The sequence below is a fragment of the Streptomyces sp. NPDC002004 genome (assembly GCF_053593975.1).
This window is the reverse complement of the sequence record NZ_JBSFDP010000009.1, coordinates 234,792-258,493: the sequence shown is the minus strand read 5'-3', so window position 1 is coordinate 258,493 and position 23,702 is coordinate 234,792. Positions and strand designations below refer to the sequence as shown.

At 71.8% G+C, this 23,702-nt stretch carries 19 protein-coding genes; 8 read left to right on the top strand and 11 right to left on the bottom strand.

The window, feature by feature from the left end; translation table 11 throughout:
• Window positions 1-135 precede the first annotated feature (135 nt).
• The 4 genes from ACWCP6_RS17300 to ACWCP6_RS17285 form a co-directional block, all read right to left on the bottom strand.
• Window positions 136-1,788 (bottom strand): alkaline phosphatase D family protein, encoded by a 1,653-nt coding sequence (locus ACWCP6_RS17300; protein WP_450933279.1) that lies wholly within the window; start codon window positions 1,786-1,788, stop codon window positions 136-138.
• A gap of 187 nt (window positions 1,789-1,975) precedes the next feature.
• On the bottom strand, window positions 1,976-2,797 hold the full coding sequence (locus tag ACWCP6_RS17295) for a thioredoxin domain-containing protein (RefSeq protein ID WP_450933278.1): 822 nt from the start codon (window positions 2,795-2,797) through the stop codon (window positions 1,976-1,978).
• Between the two features lie 79 nt (window positions 2,798-2,876).
• Window positions 2,877-3,560 (bottom strand): hypothetical protein, encoded by a 684-nt coding sequence (locus ACWCP6_RS17290; protein ID WP_450933277.1) that lies wholly within the window; start codon window positions 3,558-3,560, stop codon window positions 2,877-2,879.
• Between the two features lie 78 nt (window positions 3,561-3,638).
• Complete coding sequence (locus ACWCP6_RS17285; RefSeq protein WP_450933276.1) at window positions 3,639-4,970, bottom strand: DUF2252 domain-containing protein; 1,332 nt, start codon at window positions 4,968-4,970, stop codon at window positions 3,639-3,641.
• Window positions 4,971-5,173: 203 nt separating this feature from the next.
• Here ACWCP6_RS17285 and dnaE point away from each other — a divergent pair, with 203 nt between their 5' ends.
• Entirely contained in the window at window positions 5,174-8,713 is a 3,540-nt protein-coding gene (gene dnaE, locus ACWCP6_RS17280) for a DNA polymerase III subunit alpha (protein WP_450933275.1), read from the top strand.
• Between the two features lie 186 nt (window positions 8,714-8,899).
• Here dnaE and ACWCP6_RS17275 read toward each other — a convergent pair whose 3' ends face one another.
• Entirely contained in the window at window positions 8,900-9,079 is a 180-nt protein-coding gene (locus ACWCP6_RS17275) for a hypothetical protein (RefSeq protein ID WP_450933274.1), read from the bottom strand.
• A gap of 283 nt (window positions 9,080-9,362) precedes the next feature.
• Between ACWCP6_RS17275 and ACWCP6_RS17270 the strand changes: the two genes are divergently transcribed.
• The 4 genes from ACWCP6_RS17270 to ACWCP6_RS17255 all read left to right on the top strand — a co-directional run bounded on the left by ACWCP6_RS17270 (window position 9,363) and on the right by ACWCP6_RS17255 (window position 13,473).
• Window positions 9,363-10,589 carry an NYN domain-containing protein gene (locus ACWCP6_RS17270; protein WP_450933273.1) on the top strand — a complete coding sequence of 409 codons (1,227 nt, stop codon included), beginning with the start codon at window positions 9,363-9,365 and terminating at the stop codon, window positions 10,587-10,589.
• A 72-nt stretch (window positions 10,590-10,661) separates the two neighbouring features.
• Window positions 10,662-11,693 carry an ABC transporter ATP-binding protein gene (locus tag ACWCP6_RS17265; protein WP_450933272.1) on the top strand — a complete coding sequence of 344 codons (1,032 nt, stop codon included), beginning with the start codon at window positions 10,662-10,664 and terminating at the stop codon, window positions 11,691-11,693.
• Window positions 11,694-11,790: 97 nt separating this feature from the next.
• On the top strand, window positions 11,791-12,612 hold the full coding sequence (locus tag ACWCP6_RS17260) for an ABC transporter permease (protein ID WP_450933271.1): 822 nt from the start codon (window positions 11,791-11,793) through the stop codon (window positions 12,610-12,612).
• Between the two features lie 159 nt (window positions 12,613-12,771).
• A complete protein-coding gene (locus ACWCP6_RS17255) occupies window positions 12,772-13,473 on the top strand; it encodes an AAA family ATPase (protein ID WP_450933270.1) in 702 nt (233 codons plus the stop codon).
• On the opposite strand, the gene ACWCP6_RS17250 is transcribed toward ACWCP6_RS17255, so the two are convergent.
• The 6 genes from ACWCP6_RS17250 to ACWCP6_RS17225 form a co-directional block, all read right to left on the bottom strand.
• Complete coding sequence (locus ACWCP6_RS17250) at window positions 13,395-14,906, bottom strand: sialate:H+ symport family MFS transporter (RefSeq protein ID WP_450933294.1); 1,512 nt, start codon at window positions 14,904-14,906, stop codon at window positions 13,395-13,397. The genes ACWCP6_RS17255 and ACWCP6_RS17250 overlap by 79 nt on opposite strands.
• A gap of 117 nt (window positions 14,907-15,023) precedes the next feature.
• A complete protein-coding gene (locus tag ACWCP6_RS17245) occupies window positions 15,024-15,953 on the bottom strand; it encodes a dihydrodipicolinate synthase family protein (RefSeq protein WP_450933269.1) in 930 nt (309 codons plus the stop codon).
• Between the two features lie 352 nt (window positions 15,954-16,305).
• Complete coding sequence (gene ybaK, locus ACWCP6_RS17240; RefSeq protein WP_450933268.1) at window positions 16,306-16,809, bottom strand: Cys-tRNA(Pro) deacylase; 504 nt, start codon at window positions 16,807-16,809, stop codon at window positions 16,306-16,308.
• 65 nt (window positions 16,810-16,874) lie between these two features.
• Window positions 16,875-17,615 carry an LON peptidase substrate-binding domain-containing protein gene (locus tag ACWCP6_RS17235; protein ID WP_450933267.1) on the bottom strand — a complete coding sequence of 247 codons (741 nt, stop codon included), beginning with the start codon at window positions 17,613-17,615 and terminating at the stop codon, window positions 16,875-16,877.
• Between the two features lie 11 nt (window positions 17,616-17,626).
• Entirely contained in the window at window positions 17,627-18,661 is a 1,035-nt protein-coding gene (locus ACWCP6_RS17230; RefSeq protein WP_450933266.1) for a hypothetical protein, read from the bottom strand.
• A gap of 259 nt (window positions 18,662-18,920) precedes the next feature.
• The gene (locus ACWCP6_RS17225) at window positions 18,921-20,441 is read right to left on the bottom strand and encodes an oxidoreductase (protein WP_450933293.1); all 1,521 of its coding nucleotides are present in this window, start codon (window positions 20,439-20,441) and stop codon (window positions 18,921-18,923) included.
• A 242-nt stretch (window positions 20,442-20,683) separates the two neighbouring features.
• Here ACWCP6_RS17225 and hisD point away from each other — a divergent pair, with 242 nt between their 5' ends.
• From hisD to hisB, 3 genes are read left to right on the top strand one after another with little or no spacing between them, the layout of a single operon-like run.
• On the top strand, window positions 20,684-22,009 hold the full coding sequence (hisD, locus tag ACWCP6_RS17220) for a histidinol dehydrogenase (RefSeq protein ID WP_450933265.1): 1,326 nt from the start codon (window positions 20,684-20,686) through the stop codon (window positions 22,007-22,009).
• Window positions 22,006-23,112 (top strand): histidinol-phosphate transaminase, encoded by a 1,107-nt coding sequence (locus ACWCP6_RS17215; protein WP_450933264.1) that lies wholly within the window; start codon window positions 22,006-22,008, stop codon window positions 23,110-23,112. Before hisD ends, ACWCP6_RS17215 begins: the two co-directional genes overlap by 4 nt.
• On the top strand, window positions 23,109-23,702 hold the full coding sequence (gene hisB, locus ACWCP6_RS17210; protein ID WP_450933263.1) for an imidazoleglycerol-phosphate dehydratase HisB: 594 nt from the start codon (window positions 23,109-23,111) through the stop codon (window positions 23,700-23,702). Before ACWCP6_RS17215 ends, hisB begins: the two co-directional genes overlap by 4 nt.

Here is a 23,702-nt window from a genome sequence, read left to right as displayed (position 1 = left end):
AAATGTCAAGACATCGAGTGTTGTTTTGGCGCCACGTGGGCAAATTTTTTATACACACCGCCGAACGGGGCGCGGCGGGGTTCCGCATCCCGGATGCGGAACCCCGCCGTCGTCGGCAGGTGCGGCGGACCGGAGTCAGGCCACCGGCGCGTCCACGCGCTCCACCTTCTGGGTCCCGTTGAGGGTCCGGTACGAGCGGGTCCAGGCCGACGTCGCGTTCGGGTCGGTGCGGTCGGACAGTACGTAGTAGTCCATCTGCGAGCGCTCGGGCGTGACATCGAGGACGCCGTAGCCGTGGGAGTCCATGTCGAGCCACTTCACATGGCGGTTGGCGGCCTTGATGGCGGTCTGCGCGACGAGCGAGACGGTGTGCGGCGCGACGTGCAGAATGTCGTCGAGGTTGTCCGACGTCACCGAGGTGACCACGAACTCCGTGGCCGTGGAGCCGGACAGCGGGTACGTCGCCGCGGTCAGGGGCACGTCGTTGGCCCACGCCATGTGGATGTCGCCGGTCAGGAAGACCGTGTTGCGTATCGCGTTGTCGTGCAGATGGGCGAGGAGTTCCTTGCGGTCGTGCGTGTAGCCGTCCCACTGGTCGACGTTGACGGCGAGGCCGCCCTCGGGCAGGCCGAGCAGCTTGGCGAGCGGGGCCAGCAGGTAGTCGGGGAGCGCGCCGAAGGCGACCGGTGAGATCATCACCGAGTTGCCGACCAGCCGCCATGTCGTGTCGGAGGCCGCCAGACCCGACTTGAGCCAGTCGAACTGGGCGCGGCCGATGATCGTGCGGTCGGGCGAGTCGACCGCGCCGCTGCCGACGCCCGCCTGCTGCGAGCGGAACGAGCGCAGGTCCAGCAGGTGCAGATCGGCCAGCTTGCCGAAGCGCAGCCTGCGGTAGGTGGTGCCCGCGACCGACGGCCGCACCGGCATCCACTCGAAGTAGGCCTGCTTCGCCGCGGCCTGACGGGCCGACCAGTCGCCCTCGGTGCCGGGCGTGTGGTTCTCGGCGCCGCCCGACCAGGCGTCGTTGGCGAACTCGTGGTCGTCCCAGATCGCGATCAGCGGGTGCGCGGCGTGCAGCGCACGGACGTCGGCGTCGGTCTTGGTGACGCCGTGCCGGGTCCGGTAGTCGGCCAGTGTGATGATCTCGTGCGTCGGCTGGTGCTGCCGGACGACGTACTTCGCCGCCGGGTACTCGCCCGTCTTGTACTCGTAGATGTAGTCCCCGAGGTGGAGCACCGCGTCCAGGTCCGTGCGGGCGGCGAGGTGCCGGTACGACGAGTAGTAGCCCGCCTCCCAGTTGGAGCAGGAGACCACACCGAACCGGACGCCCCCGGTGTCCGCGTCGTGCGCGGCGGTGGTGCGCGTACGGCCCACGGGGGACTCGACGTCGCCCGCGCGGAAGCGGAAGTAGTAGACGGTGGCCGGGTTCAGGCCCCTGACGTCGGCCTTGACGGTGTGGTCGGACGCGGCCGTCGCGGTCGTGGTACCGCGGCCCACGATCCGGGTGAAGCCCTTGTCCTCGGCCAACTCCCAGTGCACGTCGATGTCCGGGCCGACACCGGAGCCGGGCACGGCGTCCGGAACGGGCGTCACCCGGGTCCACAGCAGGACGCCGTCGGGCAGCGGGTCACCGGAGGCGATGCCGTGCAGGAAGGCGGGGCCGGCATCCGCGGCGAAGGCCGTGGGGGCGGCGACGAACGGGGCGAGTGCGGCGGTGGCGGCCGCGGCCTTGACGACCGTACGGCGGCGGGGCGCGCCGGAGTTGGGAATATGGGTTCGACTGGTCACGAGCGGACAGATTACTGGTCAGTACAAGCCAGGTGAGGCTGAATACCTGAAGTTCACGCTCCGTTCCACTAGTGCGGTTGTGGGGCGCCTGGGACCACATGTCCCCCTCTGTCCCGGACCGGAACCGAACACGCGAAGGGGGGTGCGGCCGTGGGCCGCACCCCCCTCGAACATCGGGAGCCGATGGCTACTTGCCGGCGATGGCCTTGTCGATCGCGGCGTTGTAGTCGGCCGGGTTCATGGGCGCGTTCTTGCCGTCGGGGCCGGTCAGCTTCTTGCCGTTCATGACGAAGGACGGGGTGCCGGTGACACCGTCCTTGTTCTTGTCGAACAGCTTCGACATCTCCAGCGCCCAGCGGTCGTAGGTGCCGTTCTCGACGTCCTTGCGGAACGCCGCGTTGTTCTTCAGCGCGGGTACCTGGTCGGCGATCTTGAGCAGATACGCGTCGCTCTTGAGCTTGTCCTCCCGCTCATCGGGGTGGTACTTCGCCGAGTACAGCTCGTGCTTGTACGCGATGAACGCGTCCGGGCCGACGTTCAGGGCGGCCCCCAGCGCGCTCAGCGCATTGCGGGAGCCCTCGCCGGGGAGATTGCGGTCGAGGAACGTGGCGCCTATGAACTGGATCTTGTACTTGCCGCTCTTCAGGTCCTTGTCGACCGTCGTCCCGACCGCCTGCTCGAAGTCGGAGCAGACGGGGCAGCGCGGGTCCTCGTAGACCTTCAGGGTCTGCTTGGCGTCGGGCTTGCCGAGGACGACGGTCGTGCCGTCCTTGCCGGTCGTGTTGCCCGGCTCGACCAGCTTCGCGGTCTTCGCGGCCTCCCAGTGGGCCGGCTTGTTGGCCTGCACCACCGCATAGCCGACGCCGCCCGCCGCGGCGAGGACGCCGACGACCGAGAGTGCGACGACGACCTGCCGCTTCGCCTTGTCCTTCTTGGCCTGCCGCTCGCGCTCGGCGCGGAGCCGGTCGCGGGCCGCCGTCTTCGCCTCGTGGCTGTTCCGCTTGCTCATGGGTGTTCTCCGTGGGGAAGTGCGTACGTGTCCATGCGTACGGGGATGGGGACTGCAGTGCTCGGAATCCCGGCCGGTTTCAGGCCGGGACGGCGGCGCACGGCGGTCCGCGGCGCCCCACGGAGTGCGCCCACAGGCGCGTGCGCGGCGCCGGGACGCGGCGCGTGGGCCGCGGCAGCCGCCGGACCGGCTCCCGGCGCGCCACGACCGCGGTGACCGCGAGCAGCAGCGGGCGGAAGGAGCAGGCGACGACCGCGCGCAGCACCTGGGCCACGGCGCGCTCCCCGCGCCGCAGCCACGCGGAGGCGAGCAGTCCGACCGCGATGTGCGCGGCCAGCAGCAGCCAGGCGACGGCCGGACCGGCGTGCGCCAGTGTGCCCGGCGCCGTGCCGTCGCCGTTCGCCATCCGGCTCAGCGGGGTGCCCACACCGCCGCCCGCGCACAGCACGTCGAAGCCGACGGACCGCAGCGGGCCGGCGACGGGGCCGCCCGCGGGTCCGTAGCAGACGTGCTGGCCGGTGGTGAAGACGGTGTCGGCGGCCAGCTCCAGCGGGATCAGCAGTGCGGCGATCCGCCCGAAGCCCCGCTCGCGGCCCGCCAGCGCGTACGCCACGACGAAGACGGCGGCCGCGACGGCGGCCACCGTGGTGACGGGGAGCCGGTCCCGGGACAGCAGCACGTGCGACGCGGCGGAGAGCGTCACGACGAGCGTCGTGAACACGGCCGCGCGCACGGCTCTGAGCTGGGTGCCGGAGATGTCCATCGTCGAGGAGTGTGCCATGGGACGCGGTAAGGGACCTCTAAAGGATCCCTGTGAACCGGGACAGGGCCGTGAGCCCCGTCACAGACCCGGGATCCGGCCGTTGCGGAACAGGTCGACGAAGATCTGGTGGTCGGCGCGGGCGCGGGCGCCGTAGTCGTGCGCGAAGCCGATGAGCAGCTCGGCGAACCCCTCCTCGTCGGCCGCGATCGCCGCGTCGATGGCCCGCTCCGTGGAGAACGGCACCAGCTCCGAGTGACCGCTCTCGTCGTCGGCCGCCGCGTGCATCGTGGCCGTCGCCCGGCCAAGGTCGGCGACGACCGCGGCGATCTCCTCCGGGTCGTCCAGCTCGGACCAGTCCAGGTCGACCGCGTACGGCGAGACCTCGGCGACCAGCTGGCCCGCGCCGTCCAGCTCGGTCCAGCCGAGCCACGGGTCGGCGTGCGCCTGGAGGGCGCGCTGGGAGATGACCGTGCGGTGCCCCTCGTGCTGGAAGTACTCCCGGATCGCCCGGTCCGTGACGTGCCGCGACACCGCCGGGGTCTGTGCCTGCTTGAGGTAGATCACGACGTCGTTCTCCAGGGCGTCGCTGTTGCCCTCCAGGAGGATGTTGTACGAGGGCAGCCCCGCGGAGCCGATGCCGATGCCGCGGCGGCCGACGACATCCTTGACCCGGTACGAGTCCGGGCGGGTCAGCGACGACTCGGGCAGCGTCTCCAGATAGCCGTCGAAGGCCGCCAGCACCTTGTAGCGGGTCGCCGCGTCCAGCTCGATCGTGCCGCCGCCGGGCGCGAAGCGGCGCTCGGACTCACGGATCTCGGTCATCGAGTCAAGAAGCTCGAAGCGGGTGAGGGCGCGGGCCGCGCGCAGCGCTCCGAGCAGCGGGCCGTCCGCCGTGTCCAGCGTGAACGGCGGCACCTCGTCGGTCTTCGCGCCCGTCGCCAGGGAGTGGATGCGCTCGCGGTAGGCGGCCGCGTACACCCGGACCAGGTCCGAGATCTGCTCGTCGCCGAGCGCCTTCGCGTACCCGAGCAGGGCCACGGAGGCCGCGAACCGCTTGAGGTCCCAGGTGAACGGGCCGACGTAGGCCTCGTCGAAGTCGTTCACATTGAAGATCAGACGGCCCTGGGAGTTCATGTAGGTGCCGAAGTTCTCCGCGTGCAGATCGCCGTGGATCCACACGCGCGCCGTGCGGTCGTCCAGGTACGGACCGCTGTGCATGCCCTCGTTCGCCAGGTCGCGGTAGAACAGGCACGCCGTGCCCCGGTAGAACGCGAACGCCGACGCCGCCATCTTCCGGAACTTCACGCGGAACGCGGCCGGGTCGGCGGCCAGGAGCTCGCCGAAGGCGGTGTCGAAAACGGCGAGGATCTCCTCGCCGCGCTGCTCGTCGCTGGGCTGCGTGACCGACATCGCTGGGTGCCTCCTGGTGCAGGGTGACGCGTCGTGGGGACGGACGTGCTGCCGGCCCCTGGGGACAGATGTTCTGTCTCCCTCAACGCGCGACCGTACCCCCGAGTGCCCCGCGCCTGTCAGTGGGGAGACGTAGACTTCCACGCTGAATCCCGAGACTGTCCGCGCCTGATCACCCTGTGTTTCCGTTGGAGGCCGAAACCGTGTCGAAGCCGCCGTTCACGCACCTGCACGTCCACACCCAGTACTCGCTGCTGGACGGTGCCGCGCGGCTCAAGGACATGTTCAACGCGTGCAACGAGATGGGCATGACGCACATCGCCATGTCCGACCACGGCAACCTCCACGGGGCGTACGACTTCTTCCACACCGCGAAGAAGGCCGGGGTCACCCCGATCATCGGTATCGAGGCGTACGTCGCCCCGGAGTCCCGGCGCAACAAGCGGAAGATCCAGTGGGGCCAGCCCCACCAGAAGCGGGACGACGTCTCCGGTTCCGGTGGTTACACCCACAAAACGATCTGGGCGGCGAACAGGACGGGCCTGCACAACATCTTCCGGCTCTCGTCGGACGCGTACGCCGAGGGCTGGCTCCAGAAGTGGCCGCGGATGGACAAGGAGACCATCGCCCAGTGGTCCGAGGGCCTGATCGCGTCCACCGGCTGCCCCTCCGGTGAGCTGCAGACCCGGCTGCGCCTCGGCCAGTTCGACGAGGCCCTGAAGGCGGCCGCCGACTACCAGGACATCTTCGGCAAGGGCCGTTACTTCCTGGAGCTGATGGACCACGGCATCGAGATCGAGCGCCGGGTCCGCGACGGCCTGCTGGAGATCGGCAAGAAGCTCGGCATCCCGCCCCTGGTCACGAACGACTCGCACTACACGTACGCGCACGAGGCCGGGGCGCACGACGCGCTGCTGTGCATCCAGACCGGCAAGAACCTCTCCGACCCGGACCGCTTCAAGTTCGACGGTACGGGCTACTACCTGAAGTCCACGGAGGAGATGTACGCCATCGACTCCTCGGACGCCTGGCAGGAGGGCTGCGCCAACACGCTCCTGGTCGCCGAGCAGATCGACACCAGCGGCATGTTCGAGAAGCGCGACCTGATGCCGAAGTTCGACATCCCCGAGGGCTACACCGAGGTCACCTGGTTCAAGGAGGAGGTGCGCCGCGGCATGGAGCGCCGCTTCCCGGGCGGCATCCCCGAGGACCGCCAGAAGCAGGCCGACTACGAGATGGACGTCATCATCTCGATGGGCTTCCCCGGCTACTTCCTCGTGGTCGCCGACTTCATCATGTGGGCCAAGAACAACGGCATCGCGGTCGGCCCCGGACGGGGGTCCGCGGCCGGTTCGATCGTCGCCTACGCCATGGGCATCACCGACCTCGACCCGATCCCGCACGGCCTGATCTTCGAGCGGTTCCTCAACCCCGAGCGCGTCTCCATGCCCGACGTCGACATCGACTTCGACGAGCGTCGGCGCGTCGAGGTGATCCGGTACGTGACGGAGAAGTACGGCGCCGACAAGGTCGCCATGATCGGCACCTACGGCACCATCAAGGCCAAGAACGCGATCAAGGACTCGGCGCGCGTCCTCGGCTACCCGTACGCGATGGGCGACCGCATCACCAAGGCCATGCCCGCCGACGTCCTGGGCAAGGGCATCCCGCTGTCCGGCATCACCGACCCCGCCCACCCGCGCTACAGCGAGGCGGGCGAGGTCCGCGGGATGTACGAGAACGAGCCGGACGTGAAGAAGGTCATCGACACCGCCAAGGGCGTCGAGGGCCTGGTCCGGCAGATGGGCGTGCACGCCGCCGGCGTGATCATGTCCAGTGAGACCATCACCGACCACGTGCCCGTCTGGGTGCGCCACACCGACGGCGTGACCATCACGCAGTGGGACTACCCGAGCTGTGAGTCGCTCGGCCTGCTGAAGATGGACTTCCTCGGCCTGCGCAACCTGACGATCATGGACGACGCCGTCAAGATGGTGAAGTCCAACAAGGGCATCGACATCGATCTGCTGAGCCTTCCGCTCGACGATCCGACGACCTTCGAACTGCTCCAGCGCGGCGACACCCTCGGCGTCTTCCAGTTCGACGGCGGCCCCATGCGCTCGCTGCTGCGGCTGATGAAGCCCGACAACTTCGAAGACATCTCCGCCGTGTCCGCCCTGTACCGGCCGGGCCCGATGGGCATGAACTCGCACACGAACTACGCGCTGCGCAAGAACGGCCAGCAGGAGATCACTCCGATCCACAAGGAGCTCGAGGAGCCCCTCAGGGAGGTCCTCGACGTCACCTACGGCCTGATCGTGTACCAGGAGCAGGTGCAGAAGGCCGCCCAGATCATCGCCGGGTACTCGCTCGGCGAGGCCGACATCCTGCGCCGCGTGATGGGCAAGAAGAAGCCCGAGGAACTGGCCAAGAACTTCGTCCTCTTCCAGGAGGGTGCCCGGAAGAAGGGCTTCAGCGACGAGGCGATCCAGGCGCTGTGGGACGTCCTGGTCCCGTTCGCCGGATACGCGTTCAACAAGGCGCACTCGGCCGCGTACGGACTCGTCTCGTACTGGACCGCCTACCTCAAGGCGAACCACCCCGCGGAGTACATGGCGGCCCTGCTCACCTCGGTCAAGGACGACAAGGACAAGTCGGCCGTCTACCTCAACGAGTGCCGCCGCATGGGCATCAGGGTGCTGCCGCCGAACGTCAACGAGTCGGAGCAGAACTTCGCCGCCCAGGGCGACGACGTGATCCTCTTCGGCCTCTCCGCCGTCCGCAACGTCGGTACGAACGTCGTCGAGTCGGTCATCAGGACCCGTAAGGCCAAGGGGAAGTACAGCTCCTTCCCCGACTACCTCGACAAGGTCGAGGCGGTCGTCTGCAACAAGCGCACCACGGAGTCGCTGATCAAGGCGGGCGCCTTCGACACGATGGGCCACACCCGCAAGGGCCTCACCGCGCAGTACGAGCCGATGATCGACAATGTCGTCGCGGTCAAGCGCAAGGAGGCCGAAGGGCAGTTCGACCTCTTCGGCGGCATGGGCGACGACAGCGCCGACGAGCCCGGCTTCGGGCTGGACGTGGTGTTCTCCGAGGACGAGTGGGACAAGACGTATCTGCTGGCCCAGGAGCGCGAGATGCTCGGCCTCTACGTCTCCGACCACCCGCTGTTCGGCCTCGAGCACGTGCTGTCCGACAAGACCGACGCGGGCATCTCCCAGCTCACCGGGGGTGAGCACGCGGACGGTGCGGTCGTCACGATCGGCGGCATCATCTCGGGCCTGCAGCGCAAGATGACCAAGCAGGGCAACGCCTGGGCCATCGCCACCGTGGAGGACCTCGCCGGCTCCATCGAGTGCATGTTCTTCCCGGCCACGTACCAGCTGGTGTCCACCCAACTCGTCGAGGACGCCGTGGTGTTCGTCAAGGGGCGTCTCGACAAGCGCGAGGACGTGCCCCGGCTGGTCGCCATGGAGCTGATGGTCCCCGACCTGTCGAACGCGGGCACCAACGCACCCGTCGTGATCACCATCCCGACCGTCAAGGTGACGCCCCCGATGGTCAGCCGGCTCGGCGAGATCCTGACCCACCACCGGGGCGACAGCGAGGTGCGGATCAAGCTCCAGGGCGCCCGCAAGACGACCGTGTTGCGGCTCGACCGGCACCGTGTGAAGCCCGATCCGGCGCTCTTCGGCGATCTGAAGGTCCTGCTCGGTCCGTCCTGCCTGGCCGGCTGAGCCGGAGGTCCTGCCCGCCCCGTCCTGCACGGCGGCTCAGCCGGAGGCCCCGCTTGCCCCGTCCTGCCCGGTCGCACGACCGGCCCGCGGAAGGGATCCCGGAGCGGGGCGGTACGCGGCCGTACAGCACGAGGGGCGCGCCCGTCGCCGGGCGCGCCCCTCGTTGTGTGCCTGGGTCGTGCGTCTTCAGTTGTGTCCGAAGCGTCGCTGCTGCTTGCGGGCCAGGTCCGCCGGGCTGCCCGCGGTGTGCGACTTCAGCTCCGACACGGCCTCCGTCGACTGGGACTTGGCCTGCTGCGTCGCCTGCTCCGACTGCGACGCCCGCGTCTGCTGGCCGCCCTGTTTTCGGTTCTTGTTCTTGGCCATGGTGATCTGCCTCCTGCGGGGGTTCTCGGGGCCAGGGCCGCTGCCAGCCTCACACACCATGCCGAACAGCGCATTTCGGAGAATTACCCTGCGTAATAAGGCCGCTTGCGGGGTCCTTCGCGGATCCGCCACGCCGAAGATCGAGTTCGGGCCATCAACCCCGGCGAGGTCGGGCAGACTCGAAGGAAACCCGAAGCGAGCCCCCATGCGTTGGTCATGCGGGCCTGAAAAAGCACCCTGAGGGACACCTCGGGGACACCTCCGGTGAAAGAGGGTGGATCGCGTGGACCGCTGCATCGTCCTGGTGGACGCCGGGTATCTGCTGGGAGCCGCCGCGAGTCTCCTCGCGGGAGAGCCCTCCCGGTCCCGGATCACCGTCGACCACGCCGCCCTGATCCAGGCGCTGCGCGAGCGCGCCGAGGCCGACACCGAGCGGCCCCTGCTGCGGATCTACTGGTTCGACGGCGCCCCCGACCGCGTACCGCAGCCGGAGCACCGCCGGTTGCGCGTGATGCCGCGGGTGACGGTGCGGCTCGGTGCCCTGACCCGCAGCGACGGGCGGTGGGCGCAGAAGGGCGTGGACGCCGCCATGCATGCCGAGCTGACCGAGCTGGCCCGCAACCGCGCCTGCTCGGACGTGGTGCTGGTGACCGGCGACGGGGACCTGCTGCCCGGCATGATGGCCGCCAAGGAGCACGGCGTGGCCGTCCACCTGTGGGCCGTCCAGGCCGCGGACGGCGACTACAACCAGTCCGAGGACCTGGTCGCCGAGGCCGACGAGCGGCGCGTCCTCGACCGGGCCTGGATCACCCAGGCCGTAAGGGCCAGGGAACTCACCGGGATCTGTGCCCCGCAGCCCGCCCCGCGGCCCGAGATCGCCGCGATCCTGTCCGCGCCGCTGCCCGACTCGGCGCTCGCCGCGGCCGCGTCCGACGCCGCCCCGGCCGACGAGGACGCCGCGGCGCGACACGCCCCGGCGCACACGGAGAACGGCGCGGGGGCCAGGGGGACCGCCAAGGGGGTGCCCACCCCCAAGGACCTCGCCGCCCTGCGCGGTCCCGGCACCCATGCGGCGGCGCACCCCACGACCGCCACACTGCGCTGGTCCTCCGACAAGGGCTGGGTGGACCGGCCGGGCGTCACCGCCGAATCGCCCGACGCCGCGTCGCTGCCGACGCTGGCCCAGCTCACCACCGCCGAGCAGCGCTGGGCCGACCGCGAGGAGGACATCACGGCCGTCGGCGGCGATCCGTACGAGGTGGGGCAGGTCTTCGCCCGCCGCTGGATGGAGCGGCTGCCGGAACCGGCCCAGCTGCAGAAGCTGTCCACCATGTACCCGCGGGTTCCGCACCGCATCGACGGTGAGCTGCTGCGGTACGCGGCCCGCTTCGGACTGCTCGCCCACAAGGACGACCAGATCGACGAGCACGACCGGTACGCGATCCGGGCGGGGTTCTGGCGGGAGATCGACGTCCGGGCCGCGGCGGAGCACGCCCCCGCCGCGGAATAGCGGGGGCGAGGACCCCGTGACCGGCAACCCCGAGCACCACCGGTGCCTCCCGACCCCGTACCCTCGTCCTTCGTGAGTACGCGCACGGCACCGTCGGTCCCGAAGGGACATTCCGTCGACGTGGTCTGCTCGGTGCGCGACCTCGTCAAGACGTATCCGCCCGTCCGGGGGCGCCGCGGCACGCCCGGCGTGCCCGAGGTGCGCGCCACCGACGGGGTGCGGCTGGACGTCCGGCGCGGCGAGATCTTCGGACTGCTCGGGCCCAACGGCGCCGGCAAGTCCACCCTCGTACGGCAGCTGACCGGGCTGATGCGGCCCGACAGCGGCAGCGTCGAGATCCTCGGCCACGACATCGTCCGGCACCCCGAGCGGGCGGCCCGCATCCTCGCCTACCTCGGACAGGAGTCCAGTGCGCTCGACGAGCTGACCGTCGCGCTGGCCGCCGAGACCACCGGGCGGCTGCGTGGACTCGACGCACGGGCGGCGCGCGCCGAGCGGGACGCCGTGCTGGACGAGCTCGGCCTCACACCGATCGCCTCGCGTCCCCTGAAGAAGCTGTCCGGCGGCCAGCGGCGGCTCGCCTGCTTCGCCGCCGCCCTCGTCGGCGAACGCCCGCTGCTGATCCTCGACGAACCCACCACCGGCATGGACCCCGTGGCGCGGCGGGCCGTCTGGGCCGCCGTCGACCGGCGCCGGGCCGAACGCGGCACCACCGTGCTGCTGGTCACCCACAACGTCATCGAGGCGGAGACCGTCCTCGACCGGGTCGCCGTCATCGACCGCGGCCGCGTCATCGCCTGCGACACGCCCACCGGGCTGAAGGAGCGGGTCGCAGGCGAGGTCCGTGTGGAACTGGTGTGGCGCGAGCGCGCGCCGCTCGACCTTCCCGAGGTCGAGGCGCTGCGGCCCCTCGCCGTGGAGTCCGGCCGCCGCTGGGCCCTGCGCCTGTCCCCGGAGGCGGCGCGCGCCGCCGTCGCCGCGGTCACGGGCGGGGCGGCCTTCGCCGCGCTCGACGACTTCGCCCTGGCGACCCCGAGCCTGGAGGACGTGTACCTGGCGCTCGGGGGCACCGCGGGCGGCGTGGAGGGATTGGTCAAGGCATGACGGCGAGTGAGGACGGCCGGAGGGCCGGACAGGGCGCCGCCACGGGCGGGCACGACGCGGCCGCGGGCGGACCGGGGCGCGACGGGAGTGATGTGCGATGAGAACGGCGCCCCTGGAAGCCACGCTGCCCACGGGTGCCGGCCCCGGCCCCGTGCCGTCCGGCGCCCATGAACTGGCGCCCCGCGCCCGGCTGCTGCCCGCTCTCGTGGCCGTCTACCGCGCACAGCTGTCGAGGGCGCGCGTGGCCCGGATCCCGCTGCTGTTCGTCGCCACGTTCCAGTCCGTGGGGATCATGGTCCTGATGCGCGGGGTCGTGGACAGCGATGCCGAGGCGCGGGCCGTCGTCGCCGGCTCCGCCGTGCTCGTCGTCGCGTTCGTCGCGCTCAACCTGCTCGCCCAGTACTTCGGGCAGCTGCGCGCGGACGGCGGTCTCGACCACTATGCGACCCTGCCGGTGCCGCCCGCCGCCGTGGTGCTCGGCGCCGCGGCCGCGTACGCCTCCTTCACGGTGCCCGGCACCGTGGCGACCGCGGTGATCGGCTGCGTGATGTTCCAGCTGCCGCTGGCGCACCTGTGGGTGCTCGTGGCGGTGATCCCGCTCGCGGGCGCCGCGCTGTCCGGGCTGGGAGCGGCCCTCGGGCTGCTCGCCCCCCGGCCCGAGCTCGCCACGCTCCTCGGACAGCTCGGCATGTCGGCGGCGCTGCTGCTCGGCGTCCTGCCGCCGGACCGGCTCCCCGCGGCCGTCCAGTACGCCCGCGATCTGCTGCCGTCGACCTACGGGGTCGAGGCCTTCTCGCGCACCTTCGGGCCCCACCCGGAGTGGGCCGCGGTCGGCGTCGACCTCGGCGTCTGCGCAGCGGTCGGCGTCGCGTCCCTGGCCGTGGCGACCTGGGCCTACCGGCGGGCAGCGGTCCGCTGAGGCCCGCCGGTCCGGCGCACGACCGCGGTGTCCGGGCGGTCACCGCGGGATCGGGACCGCCGTGGGCGGGGAGCTCTTCGGCCGCCCGCGCGGGGCAGGGGCGAGAACCAGCCACGGTCCGGTTGAGCGCGCGCCGCAGGCGCCTGGCACGATGTCAGGGTGACCGCACCGCTGACCCCGCCGCATGAACAGCCTCCGCACCAGCCCTGGGAGGCGCCGCCCGCCACCGGTGCGGTGCCGCCCGCGTCGTACGAGGAGGACGGCCCCGGCATGAGGACGGAACTGCGGGAGGGCACCGTGATCACGGTCGCGACGGCCGTCGGCGGCGCCCTGCTGGGGCTGCTGTGGCTGTGGCTGGCGCCGCGCGTGCCACTGATCGCGGACGCCAGCGCCGTCTATCTGAAGGACACCGAGGGCGAGCAGGCCATCGGGGTCGACGGCACGTTCACCGTGCTCGCGATCGGCTTCGGCGTGGTGAGCGGAGCCCTGGTCTTCCTGCTGCGCAGGCGTGGCGGCGTACCGCTGGTGGTCGGGCTCGCGCTCGGCGGGCTGCTCGGCTCGCTGCTGGCCTGGCGGCTCGGGGTGTGGCTCGGGCCGACGCACAACGTCGTGGCGCACGCCAAGCAGGTCGGCAAGGGCGTCACCTTCGACGCGCCCCTGGAGCTGGGTGCCAAGGGTGCGCTGCTGGCGTGGCCCGTCGCCGCGATGGCGGTGCACCTGGGCCTGACCGCGCTGTTCGGGCCGCGCGACCCCGAGCCGGAGCTGTACCACCCGTACGGCCCCTACGCGGGCCCCGCCCCCGACTCCTCCGCCCCCGACGCCTCCGCCCCGGCCGACGGGGACCGTCCGCCCGCCCCCTGACCGTTGCTCCCGGGCGCGAGCAGATGGTCCCGGGTGCCCTCCGGATCGACGAGTCGGCCGAGCCGGGCCGGCACGTCGAAGCCGATCAGCACGATCACCACGAGGGTCAGCCCGGACGACAGCACCGCGAGCGACCGCCCGAGCGTCATGCCGGAGGCCAGCCGCGCACCCAGGACGGGCGCGACGGCGCCGCCCAGTGCGCCCACGTTGTAGACGAAACCGAGCGCAGCCGCCCGTGTCTCGGTGGGAAAGTGCCCGGCGATGAACCTCGGCAACAGCCCGGAGATGCCCTGGAGACAGGCGAGCATGCAGAACAGCAGCACGCCGAGGCTCACCGGGCTGTCGCGCACCGCGAAGACCGGGAACACGAACGCGAGCCCGACCAGCAGCGTTCCCGCGTAGGCGCGCCGGGTGCCGAACCGGTCGCCGAGGAAGCCGGCGACCACACAGCCGAAGGCCGTCCCGAAGCCCGCCCAGTAGAGCGCGTCGGCGACCTGCGACGGGCGGTACCCCAGCTCGGTCTTCAGATACGTCGGCAGCAGCGCCTGCACCGGCCAGCTGTACAGGAACGCGGCGAACACGGTCACGATCAGCGCGACGTACAGCAGCCACCCCCGGCGCCCGCCCAGCTGGACGGCGAGGGCGAGGAGGCAGACCGCGGCGGCCACGGACAGCACCGGCACCGCACCCCGGCCGAGCGGCGTGAACACCGCGAACAGCGCCCCGGTCGCCACGACCACCAAGGCGCCGTTGAGGGCGGTCCTGCGGAGGTCCGCGAACAGCGGCCGGAACGGGTCGGGGCGCCGCGCGGCCCCCGCGACCCGCTCCTCCCACTCGTCCGCCTCGGGCAGTGCCCGCCGCACCCACAGGGCCACCGTCACCGGGAGCCGCCCGATCCAGAACAGCCACCGCCAGCCGTGCTCCGGCACGACCCGCGCGTACACCTCGGCCGCGAGCACCCCGCCCAGCGAGAAGCCGGAGATCAGGAACCCCGACGCGCGGTTGCGCAGCCGCGCCGGCCAGCTCTCCAGGACGTACGTCGCACTGGCGCTGTACTCGCCGGCCATGCCCATGCCGATCAGCAGCCGGGCGCCGAACAGGCTGAGGTAGTTCCAGGAGAAGCCGCAGGCGAAGGTTCCGGCGGAGTACAGCACGATGCTGGTCACCATCGCGGCCTTCCGCCCGAAGCGGTCCCCGAGCGCGCCCAGCAGCGCACCGCCCAGCCAGCGCGTGATGAACGCCCCGGACACCAGGCTCGCGGCCTCGACCGGTGACAGGCCGAAGTCGTCGCCGATCTCGGTGAGGACGAGCGTGATGAGCACGAAGTCGAATCCGTCGAGCAGATAGCCGATCCAGGCGGCGAAGAAGGACGTCCACTTCTGCGCCGGTATCGCGCGCAGCTCGCTCAGCGCGTGGAACCAGGTGGGTGACATCGTTGTCGTGCGGTCGGTGGTCATGGCGGCTCTCCCGTACGGGCAAGGCGGGGAATGCGGGAAGGGGGGCGGGAAACGGGCGAGTGCGTGGGGGGCGGGTGGTGCGACGAGCGGGTGTCAGAGCAGGCCCGCGGCGACCAGGTGCGCGCGGACCCGGGTCACCGCCCGCTCGTCCAGCGGGACCTGTGGGGGAGCGGTGGCCGGGCAGTCGATGAGGCCCTGGAGGTGGGCGGCCGCCTTGAAGGCGCCGAGCGCCGAGGACGAGCCGCCCATCCGGGCCGGGTCGCCTGCCTCGGTGAGGGCGAACAGGGCGGCGAGGCGGTCCTGTTCGACGCGTGCCGCCGCCCAGTCCCCGGCACGCGCAGCGGCGTAGAGGCGCACATAGCCGTGCGCGTCGACGTTCGCGAGCCCGGGGACCACCCCGTCCACTCCTGCCAGCAGCGCGCCGTCCACGGTCAGTTCCGAGCCCGTGAGCACGGAGAAACCGGGTGCCGCGGTGCGCAGCCGCAGCAGCAGGCGGCGCAGCGAACCCTCGTCGCCGCTGGAGTCCTTCAGACCGGTGAGCGTGCCGTCCGCGGCCAGCTCCAGGACCGTCCCGCGGTCGAGCTTGCTGTGCACGGCGAGCGGGATGTCGTACGCGAACAGCGGCACGTCGGCGCCCGCCCGCACCCGCCGGAAGTGGTCGGCGATCTCCACCGGATGCGTCCGGGTGTAGAAGGGCGCGGTCGCCACGAGCGCATCGGCGCCCGCCTTGACCGCGTCGCGGGCCCGGTCCAGCACCCGCGCCGTGGTCGTCTCGATGACCCCGGCGAGCACCGGCAGCCGTCCGTCCGCGGTCTCCCGGGCCGTCTCCAGCGCGGTCAGCCGCTGTGCGTCCGTCAGATACGCGGCCTCACCGCTGGAGCCGAGCAGGAACAGCCCGTCGACACCGGCGTCGACGAGGTGCCCGGCCAGCCGGCGCAGGGACGGGACGTCGACGTTTCCGCCGGGCGTGAGCGGGGTGATCAGCGGCGGGACGACGCCGCTGAGCGGAGTGGGCAGGGGCATGGCGGTACTCCCTCGGACATCCGGGCATCGGACGTAGGATGTCTGGTCATGGACCGGTAAGGGAAGAGGGGCGCGGCGTGTCCGCCGCGCCCCTCTCAGGCACCTGTTCCTCGCGTGCGCCCCGCCGTTACGCGGGCCGCCGGCCGTGGTTGCACCGGCGCTTCCTGATCCGCCACTTCCGCTTGCGTGTTCTCTTCGACATGTCCTGGTTGCTTAACCGAGGACGGCGGAGCCGTCGAGGTCGTCCGTCCGCCAAATCCGGGCGGTTTCGGGCCGGTCCGCTCCAGGAGGACCCGGAAGCGGCGGACCGGCGGCGACGGTTCGCGGGCGACGGCGGCTCGCGGGCGACTGCTCAGAGGCGTCCGACGGGTGCCAGCACCGCCCCGGTCAGCGCAGCCAGGTCGTCCGGCGCCAGCTCGACTTCGAGGCCGCGGCGGCCCGCCGAGACGCAGATCGTGGTGTGCTGCCCGGCCGACGCGTCGAGGACGGTGCGCAGCCTCTTGCGCTGTCCCAGCGGCGAGATCCCGCCGCGTACGTACCCGGTGCTCCGCTCGGCGGCCGCCGGGTCCGCCATCGTGGCGCGCTTTCCGCCGACCGCAGCGGCCAGCGCCTTGAGATCCAGGGAGCCGGCCACCGGCACCACGGCGACGGTGAGTTCGCCGTCGACGTCGGCGACGAGCGTCTTGAACACGCGCTCCGGGGACACCCCCATCGCCTCGGCCGCCTCCTCGCCGTACGAGGGGTGCGAAGGGTCGTGCTCGTACGAGTGAACCGTGAACGGCGTGCCCGCGGCGGTGAGGGCGACGGTCGCGGGCGTGCCGCCCGTCTGCTGCTGCTTCTTCTGCTTCTTCGCCATGGGGGGCTGTTCTCCGGAACTCGGGATCGAGGCTGGACGGCGGCTCGGCCGGGCCGCCCGGCGCGTCAGTTCAGGCTGGTCGGCCCGCGGGTGAGGTCGATCGCGGGCAGCGAAGGAAGGCTGCGGATGACCGCGGTCTCGGCCCGCAGGAGCTTCAGCTCGTCCCGCAGCCGCGACGCGGTGTCCGGTGCCTGGAGCAGCCGCTGCTTGGTCGGGGTGTCCAGCACGGCGGCGGCGGCGACCAGGTACGACACGACGGACGGCTCGTCGGGCAGTTCGGCGCCCGTCGACAGGGAGCGTTCGCGCGCCCCGGCCAGCCGCTTCTGGTAGGTGCGGAAGGCACGCAGCACGCCCTCGGCGAGCGCGCCCGCCTCGTCGCCCGGCTCCTCGGGCAACTCCTCCAGCTCGGCCGTGAGGAAGGGACCCGAGGCGTCCACCGAGAGCAGCCGCACCCGGGTCGTCCCGGTGGCCAGCACCTCGAAGCCGCCGTCGGAGCGCTCCCGGATGGTCGCCGCGTCCGCGATGCACCCGACCCGGTGGAAGGCCTTGACCGGGTCGGCACCGAAGCCGGCGGCCGGCCCGCGCTCGGGCACGGCGGTCTGGTCCGGCATGCCGGGCGCGCTGGGCGCGACCTCATGGCCGTCGCGGATCGCCACGACGGCGAACCTGCGCGGTTCGCCCTCGGGGGCCTTGAGCAGGTCGCGCATCAGGGCGCGGTACCGCTCCTCGAAGACGTTCAGGGGCAGCACCAGGCCCGGGAACAGCACCGAGTTCAGCGGAAAGAGCGGAAGGCGGACGGTCGTCACGACCGGCAAGCCTAATGGGCGCGCGGACCGCCGTGCGCTTCGCGGGTGGTCCCCGGCTCCCCGTGGGCACCCCCGGGCTCCTCGCGGGTGCGCAGCGGGAGCCGGGACGCGACCTCTATCCGGACGCCGTCGCGCAACTCGAGGAACTGGCCGAGCGGGTCGTCCGAGACCCGGTCCCAGGGGAAGGAGGTCGCGTACGGGCCGATGAGCCGCAGCTGCTCCAGGGCCTCCTCCCAGCGCTGGAGCCGGACGAGGACGTAGGTGAGGAGGTTGCGCACCTCGGCGGGCCACGGGTCGGCGGCCGGGTAGGCGGCGGATAGCGCGACGGCGAGGTCGGCCGCCGCGTCGAGCCGGTCGCGCGGGACGACGCCGGAGACGCCGTGCACCGGCTCGGCACCGCCGGTCAGGTAGGCGAAGGCGGCGCGCACCGGGAGCGCCTGCACCAGGGAGCCGGGCAGGGCGTCCTGCGCGGCGCGCTCGGCGAAGTCGAAGCACTCGCGGTGCGAGCCGTACCAGGCGGCCGACAGGTACTGCAGGGCGGCGACATGGCAGCCGTAGTGGTGCGGGGAGCGGCGCACGGCCTCGGCCCATAGCTCCTCGAACAGGGTGTGCGGGGCGTTGGTGCCGCGGGCGTGGTCGAGGGCGACCCGCCAGGGCACCGGGTCGCGCGGATCCGCGTCGGCGGCCGCGGCGATCAGGGGGCTCACCTCGCGCAGCAGCTCGGCCCGGGCGGGCGACTCCCAGCCGCGGGCGACCGCGAGCTCCGCCCGTACGAGCAGCGCGTCCGGGTCGTGCGGCGCGGCGAACTGCCACAGCTCGAACCACTCGGGCCGGGAGCGGGCGAAGGCGGCGAGCCGCGTCGTGTAGCGGTCGCGGTTCTCCCACTCGGCGGCTTCCCGGGTCGCCGCGAGCAGCTTGGCCGCCGGGCCGTAGTCGCCACGGCCGGCGGCGACGAGCACGGGCGCGAGCCGCTCGTCCGGCGCGTCGAGCAGCACCTCCCCGTCCGCGGGCAGGCCGACGGCGAGGCGCGAGGTGTGTCTCGCCATCCGGAGGGTGCGGATCAGTGCGTCCCAGAAGGACGCCTCGTCGCGCCGGAACCGCCGTTGCTCTCGTGGAGCCTGCCGCGCGGGCCGACGCCGCGCTCGCGGACCCTGCTGGTCCCCGTCGTGCTCGCTCAATGAAGGGTTGCTGTCCGTGGGAGGTGGTCGTGTTCGCTGATGGTGACGGCCCGCGCGCCGCGATGGTTGTCCCGCTCCCGGTAAAGAATCGGCCACCCGGGGACCGTGGGGTCGCCGGGCGGCCGCGTCACCCCCTGCGCAGCAGCCGTGTCGCCCCCGCCGCCACCGTCGTCGCCAGGATCCAGCCCGCGATGATCACCAGGGCGGCCGCCCACTGCCAGGCGCCGTGCAGCTTCCAGTAGCCGTCCTGTCCGAGGTCGATGACCGGGATGAGCAGGTCGAGCGCGAACAGCGACGCGTTCCAGTCGGGGTGCTCGTCCGCCTTGATCGGCGGGTGGGGTGCATGCGAGAAGGCGAGCGCGCTCGCGGCCCACAGCACCGCCATCCACACCGCGGCCCGGCCCGGCCGGTACCCGTAGGCGACCGTCCAGTCCTGGGCGTAGCCCCACAGCTTCGCGGCGAGCGGCAGTGTCTCGCGGCGGCGGCGCTGCTTGGCGAGGAGCACCTCGCGCGCATCGGCGTCCTCGCCGCTGTTGCGCAGCACGGCCGCGAGGCGCTCGTAGGGCTCCGGGCTGTACTCGGGGGTCGCCGCGGCCACCCAGTCGAGGCGCCGGGAGAGCGGGAAGGTGCCGTGCGGCACCAGGTTGTCGTAGCTGAAGCCGCCCATCTGGAGCCCGCCGGGGCCCGGCCAGCTTGCCGACTTGTCGACAAGGTTGCCGACCCGGGCGCCGGAGAGCACCACCCGGCCGCGGTCCGGCCGCTCGCTCAGAAAGCGCAGCTCGGGTGTCTGTATGCGGCGCAGCGACACCTCCTGGTCGTTCTCCAGCGTGAAGCGGGCCGACTCCATGTCGAGCGCGTCCCCGAACCGCCCGTCGTCCAGCCGCAGCCCGCCCAGGCACTCGAACCGCTGCACCCGGGTGCCGCGCGCGGGCGTCGTGCCGCTGGTGTGCAGGGGGTCGCCCGCGCCCGCCGGGGTCATGTAGACCGTGCGCTCGACGGTCAGCTGCGGGGCGTTGAGCGCACGGCGCCCGAGCGTGTTGCTCAGCCGGCTGCCGCGCAGGCTCAGCGAGACCCCGACCTTCGCGCCTCGCAGACTCAGCTCGCCGTGCGTCTCCATCAGCTCGGCCGTGAAGTCCTGCCCGACGGTCAGCCCGTCGCCCATGATCGACCGGCCGCGCCGGTCGCGGTGCACGATCGCCTGGTTGAGCAGCAGATCGGTGCCGATGTGCGCGTCGCTGAGCCTGACCCCGTACCGCACCCGGCACCGCGGCAGATGCAGGTCGCCCTCCGTGTGCAGCCGGGCCGCCTCCAGGCGCGGGATGGAGCAGTCGACCAGACGCATGGTGGCCAGCCGCGCCTCGGGCAGCAGCATCTCCTTCTCGAACCGGCAGGCCTTCATCTCGATGTACGGCACGACGACGCCGCCCGCGAGGTCGAACACGCCGGCGATCTGCACGCCGCACAGCTTCAGCGAGGCCACCCGGCCGGAGAGCGGGGGCGGCCCGTCGAGGAGCAGCCAGGCCACGATCCGGGCCCGGACGGTGCGCTCCGGGCCCCACTGCTGCCCGCCGTGCGGGTCGTCGAGCGTGGCGTCCCCGCTGCGCAGGTCGTAGACGCTGCCGTTGCGGAATGCCTGCCACATGCCCATCTCGGTGGCGGTCAGCCCCTCCGGCGGGTCACCGATGGCGGTGTCTTCGACCACGACTCGTCGTCCTCCCCGTACCTCGCCCCCGTGAGCCCGGCGCCCTGGCTACTCACGAGTTTCGTACAACCGTTCTTGCCCGTTGAGTGACGCTCCGAACGCTAGTGGTGAGGAAGGATCTCCGTGACGCGTATCAGCCACTGATACGGGCCACCGACCGCCGACGGCCGTCTGAGAGAATTGGGGGCGTGATCTCCCGAATCGACCTGCGCGGCGACGCCCTTCCCGAGGGTGGCGCCCTGCGCGACCTGCTGCCCCGTGCCGAGTTCGACGTGGAAGCCGCCCTGGAGAAGGTGCGGCCCATCTGCGAGGTCGTGCATCATCGTGGCGACGCGGCGCTGATCGACTACGCGGAGAAGTTCGACGGAGTACGGCTGGACCGGGTCCGGGTACCCGCCGCCGCGATCGCCGAGGCCCTCGAGGGCCTCGACCCGGCGGTGCGCGCGAGCCTGGAGGAGTCCATCCGGCGCGCCCGCATCGTCCACCGCGAGCAGCGCCGTGCCCCGCACACCACCCAGGTCGTCCCCGGTGGCACGGTCACCGAGAAGTGGGTGCCGGTCGAGCGCGTGGGCCTGTACGCACCGGGCGGCCGCTCGGTCTACCCCTCGTCCGTGATCATGAACGCGGTTCCGGCGCAGGAGGCCGGTGTCCCCTCCATGGCGCTCGCGTCGCCGCCGCAGAAGGACCACGGCGGTCTGCCGCACCCGACGATCCTCGCCGCGGCCGCGCTCCTCGGCATCGACGAGGTGTACGCCGCCGGAGGCGCCCAGGCCGTCGCGATGTTCGCGTACGGCACCGAGACCTGCGCCCCGGCGAACATGGTGACGGGACCGGGCAACATCTGGGTCGCCGCGGCCAAGCGCTACTTCACCGGCCGGATCGGCATCGACGCCGAGGCCGGTCCGACCGAGATCGCGATCCTCGCCGACGACACCGCCGATGCCACGCACGTCGCATCCGACCTGATCAGCCAGGCCGAGCACGACCCGCTGGCCGCCGCCGTCCTCGTCACCGACTCGCCGGCACTCGCCGAGTCGGTCGAGCGGGAGCTCAAGACGCAGATCGCCGCGACCAAGCACGTCGACGACCGGATCGTCCCGGCGCTGTCGGGCAAGCAGTCCGCGATCGTCCTCGTAGACGGCGTCGACGAGGGCCTCAGGGTCGTCGACGCGTACGGCGCCGAGCACCTGGAGATCCAGACCCGGGACGCCGCCGCCGTCGCCCAGCGGGTCAGGAACGCGGGCGCGATCTTCATCGGTCCCTGGGCACCCGTCTCGCTCGGCGACTACTGCGCGGGCTCCAACCACGTGCTGCCCACCGGCGGCTGCGCCTGCCACTCCTCGGGACTGAGCGTCCAGTCGTTCCTGCGCGGCATCCACATCGTCGACTACACGCGCGATGCGCTCGCCGAGGTGGCACACCACGTGGTGACGCTCGCCGAGGCCGAGGACCTGCCCGCGCACGGGGCCGCGGTGAAGGCCCGCTTCGAATGGAAGGTTCCGGAAGGCAAGTGACCAGGATCGACGACCTTCCCGTACGGGACGAGCTGCGCGGAAAGTCCCCCTACGGCGCCCCGCAGCTGGACGTGCCCGTACGCCTGAACACCAACGAGAACCCCTACCCGCTGCCCGAGCCGCTCGTCGAGCGCATCGCGGAGCGGGTCCGCGAGGCCGCCCGCGGCCTCAACCGCTACCCGGACCGGGACGCGGTGGAACTGCGCACCGAGCTGGCCGCCTATCTCACGCGCACCGGCAAGCACCCCGTCGGCACCGGGAACGTCTGGGCCGCCAACGGCTCCAACGAGGTCATCCAGCAACTGCTGCAGACCTTCGGCGGGCCCGGCCGCACGGCGCTCGGCTTCGAGCCGTCGTACTCGATGCACGCGCTCATCGCGCGCGGCACCGGCACCGGCTGGATCTCGGGCCCGCGCACCGCGGACTTCTCGATCGACGTGGAGGCGGCCGAGCGGGCCATCGCCGAGCACCGGCCCGACGTCGTCTTCATCACCACGCCCAACAACCCGACCGGCAACGCCGTGCCGCCCGAGACCGTCCTCGCGCTGTACGAGGCGGCGCAGGCGGCGAAGCCGTCGATGGTGGTCCTGGACGAGGCGTACATCGAGTTCAGCCACGGCGACTCGCTGCTGCCGCTGCTCGAAGGACGGCCGAATCTCGTCATCTCGCGCACCATGTCGAAGGCGTTCGGCGCGGCCGGGCTGCGCCTCGGCTATCTCGCCGCCGACCCGGCGGTCGTCGACGCCGTGCAGCTGGTACGACTGCCGTACCACCTGTCGGCCGTCACGCAGGCCACCGCGCTCGCCGCGCTGGAGCACACCGAGACGCTGCTGAAGTACGTCGAGCAGCTGAAGGCCGAGCGCGACCGGCTGGTGAGGGAGCTGCGCGCCACCGGCTACGAGGTGACGGAGTCCGACGCGAACTTCGTCCAGTTCGGGCGCTTCGACGACGCCCACGAGGCCTGGCGGAAGATCCTCGACCGGGGCGTCCTGGTCCGGGACAACGGAGTACCGGGCTGGCTGCGGGTCTCCGCGGGCACCCCGGCGGAAAACGACGCGTTCCTCGACGCGGTCCGTGAACTGAAGAAGGAGCAGAGCGCATGAACCGCGTCGGACGCGTGGAGCGCACCACCAAGGAGACGTCCGTCGTCGTCGAGATCGACCTCGACGGCACCGGCAAGGTCGACGTGTCGACCGGGGTCGGTTTCTACGACCACATGCTCGACCAGCTCGGCCGGCACGGTCTGTTCGACCTGACCGTGAAGACCGAGGGCGACCTGCACATCGACTCCCACCACACCATCGAGGACACCGCCCTCGCGCTGGGCGCCGCCTTCAAGCAGGCGCTCGGCGACAAGATGGGCATCTACCGCTTCGGCAACTGCACGGTGCCGCTGGACGAGTCGCTCGCCCAGGTGACCGTCGACCTGTCCGGCCGCCCGTACCTCGTGCACACCGAGCCGGAGAACATGGCTCCGATGATCGGCTCCTACGACACGACGATGACCCGGCACATCCTGGAGTCGTTCGTGGCGCAGGCACAGATCGCGCTGCACGTCCACGTGCCCTACGGCCGCAACGCCCACCACATCGTGGAGTGCCAGTTCAAGGCCCTCGCCCGGGCACTGCGCTACGCCTCCGAACGCGACCCGCGCGCCGCGGGCATCATCCCGTCCACGAAGGGCGCACTCTAA